The organism is Mesorhizobium sp. M4A.F.Ca.ET.050.02.1.1, assembly GCF_003997725.1.
Classification (GTDB): Bacteria; Pseudomonadota; Alphaproteobacteria; order Rhizobiales; family Rhizobiaceae; genus Mesorhizobium.
The window spans coordinates 1-3,309 of record NZ_RZSG01000670.1 but is presented as its reverse complement, the minus strand read 5'-3'; the positions used below and the strand labels follow the sequence as shown (position 1 = coordinate 3,309).

The window sequence follows — 3,309 nt, the reverse complement described above, 5'->3', positions numbered from 1 at the left end:
CTGCAAAGCCGATAAAGGCAACGACGTCGCCGACGCGGAGCTCACCGCGAGTGACGAGGTAGGCGCCGATCGAAAGCACGATCATCATCGAGATGGTCGACGACAGCCGGTTCAACGCACTGGCGATCGCCCACCAGTCGAGCACCGGATTCTGCGCGTCGAGCAGGTCCTTGACGTAACGCTTCAGCGTCGCGGTCTCATGGCCGATGCGGTTGTAGCTCTGCAGCACGGCGACATTGCTGACGCTATCGGTCACATGGGCAAACACGGTGTGGTAATGGCGCTCGACAGCGGTCTGCCCGGACTTGGTGCGACGCATGACGATACGGCCGATGCCGACATAAAGCACGCCAAGGCCAAGCAGCACCAGCGACATGCGAATGTCCATGGCAAGCGCGGTCGGCACCAAAAGCACCAGTGCGATGGCCGTCGAGAGATGCACGCGCATGAATTCGAGCCACAGGCTGAACAGGGTCTCGACGGCGCGCAACAGCGTTTGTAGTGAATTGGACGTGCCGCGCTGATGATGCCAGGCGAGCGGCATGGTGATGACGCGCTCGAAGGACTGGCACAGCACCTCCGAGCGGCGGGCATGGGCGAAGCGGTCGGCGCCACGCGCCACCAGCACGACAGCAACGACGTTGAACGCGCCGAGAGCTGCCCAAACGGCGAGCGTCGAAAACACCGGGCCTTTTTCAGCGATGGCACCGATCACCCGGCCCAACAGGATCGGCTCGAGGATCGCGATCGCGGCGAGCGCGACATTGGCGCCGCAAATCAGAGCGACGCGCTTCTTGTCGGCAGCCAGATAACCCAGAGCTCTCCAGTAGATCTGCAGAAGTGACACTTCAGCTACTCCGCCAAACTTTCATTGTGCAGTGCACCATTTCTTGACACGTACCGGTTAACGGGTCGCAAAACAATGCCCGTCTAGCTCTTCCGTTCCCATTCTGCGAACAAAAGATGACGACGTTGCGAAATCTGCCGTGATCACCTAACGGTTTGAGATAAAAGGTGAAATGTCAGCCTTGCGGCAAAATCATGGCAGCGGCCAGGAGCTGCCACATTTTTAATCACCAAGAGCTTGCGTAGCGGAAGCTAATGCGCCCGGCCGGATGCCGGCAAAAAGCATGCGCAAATAACGCTCCAACATAACACGCGCCCCGAAGGGCGCGCGCAGACGGCTTCAAGTCATTGATTTTACGCAGGTATCTTGACGACAACCTCAGCCATCTCACCGGCCTTCGGCTCGAAAGACGAGGATTTTGTCTTGGTTCCATTGACTTCGAGCGAGATGGATTTGGTCTTTTTGTCGCGGATGACACGAACCTTGACTTCCGCCCCCAGCATCTTGAGCGTTGCCGCGTAGCCATCCCAGTGGCCAGGCAGTTTCGGCCGGAATGTGATCTGCTTGCCGCGCCGCTCGATGCCGAGAATGCCCTCGACCGCCGCGCGGTACAGCCAGCCGGCGGAACCCGTGTACCAGGTCCAGCCGCCACGCCCGCCCTTGCCTTCGCCGGCATAGATGTCGGCTGCCACGGCATAGGGCTCGACCCTGTAGTGCTCGGCTGCCGCCTCGTCCGAGGCGTGATTGACCGGGTTCAGCATCGAGAAGCAGCGATAGGCGTCGTCGGTGCGGCCCATTTCGGCGAGCGCGATGACGAACCAGGTGGCCGCGTGGGTGTACTGGCCGCCATTCTCGCGCACGCCGGGCGGGTAACTCTTGATGTAGCCGGGATCCTTCTCCGTCTTCGAGAAGGGCGGCGTGAACAGCTTGACGATCTTGAGCTCGTCGTCGACCAGCATCTTGGTCGCCTGGTGCATGGCCGTGGTCGAACGCACCGGATCGCCCTCGCCCGAAAGTACGCTCCACGACTGGGCGATGGAGTCTATCTTGCATTCCTTGGCGTCATGCGAGCCGAGCGGCGTGCCGTCGTCGAAGCTGCCGCGCCGGTACCACTGCCCGTCCCACGCGGTGGCCTCCAGCGCCCGCTTCAGCACGTCGGCATGCTTGTTCCAGGCCTGCGCCCGCTTGGCGTCGCCTTGCGCCTTGGCCACCGGGGCAAAGTCGCCCAGCGTCTTTAGCAGGAACCAGCCCAGCCACACGCTCTCGCCCTTGCCGCCCTCGCCGACGCGGTTCATGCCATCGTTCCAGTCGCCGCCGAGGATCAGCGGCAGGCCGGCGGGGCTGCTGCGCTTGATGGCGAGATCCAGCGCCCGCGCGCAGTGATCGTAAAGCGAGGCGGTGGTCTTGGAGACCTCCGGCGTGAAGAAGGCATCGTGCTCGCCCTCGCCGAGCGGCTGGCCGTCGATGAAGGGAAGCTGCTCCTTGAGGATCGCCGCGTCGCCGGTCACGTCGATATAGCGGGCCGTTTCATGGGCCAGCCAGACGACGTCGTCCGAGATCATGGTGCGCACGCCGGCGTCGGTGCGCGGCAGCCACCAGTGCTGCACGTCGCCCTCCGGGAACTGCCGGCGCGCCGCGTTGAGGATCTGGTCGCGCGCCAGCTTCGGATCATGCGCCAGCAAGGCCAGCGTATCCTGCAGCTGGTCGCGGAAGCCGAAGGCGCCGCTCGCCTGGTAGAAGGCGGAACGAGCGCGGATGCGGCAGGCAAGGCTTTGGTAAGGCAGCCAGTGGTTGACCATGGCATCCATCGCCTTGTCCGGCGTCTCGACCTGGATGGTGTCGAGGAAGCCGCGCCAGACGCGCTCGTTGTCGGCCAGCCGCTGGTCGAAGTCCTTGCCGCGATGGGCCTGCACCAGCGCGCTCGCCTCGGCGGGCGAAGCTGCGTCGCCGAGCACCCAGAGCAGCGTCACGTCGCCGCCGGCGGGGATGTCGATGTCGCTGGCGATCGCCGCGCAAGGGTCGTCGCCCGCCTCCACCCGGCCGGACAGGGCGGCGCCCGCAAGCACGGCCTGCGGATATTCGCCGCTGCCGTGGCGGCCGATGAACTCGCCCCGGTCGGTCGTCACCGACTGCACCTCGGTCGAGGCCGCGAGGAACGCCACCCGCTCACTGAAGTCGAGCCCGTAGGGGTTCTGGGCCAGTAGCGCGCCAGTCGCAATGTCCCGCGCCGGCACGATGGTCGCCGCCGTGCGCGAGCGATGGCCGCCCAGCACCCATTCGGCATAGGCATAGACGCGCAGCCTCGCCGGCACCGGGCCCGCATTCTGGATGCGCAGCCGGGTGATCTTCACCGGATCGGCCGGATCGACCACTTGGGTCAGGTCCATCGACAGCGGCCCGCGCTTCGTACGGAAGGTCGAAAAACCCTGGCCGTGCCAGGTCTCGTAGGTCATGGCGGGGTC

1 protein-coding gene and 1 pseudogene are annotated in these 3,309 nt (G+C 64.6%); both read right to left on the bottom strand.

Annotation, left to right across the window (positions count from 1 at the left end):
* A partial coding sequence (locus EOA33_RS29055; protein ID WP_245482466.1) for an ABC transporter transmembrane domain-containing protein occupies positions 1 to 847 on the bottom strand: 847 nt, incomplete at its 3' end.
* A gap of 353 nt (positions 848 to 1,200) precedes the next feature.
* Positions 1,201 to 3,309: pseudogene (locus EOA33_RS29050) on the bottom strand (protein ndvB); the annotation flags it as partial.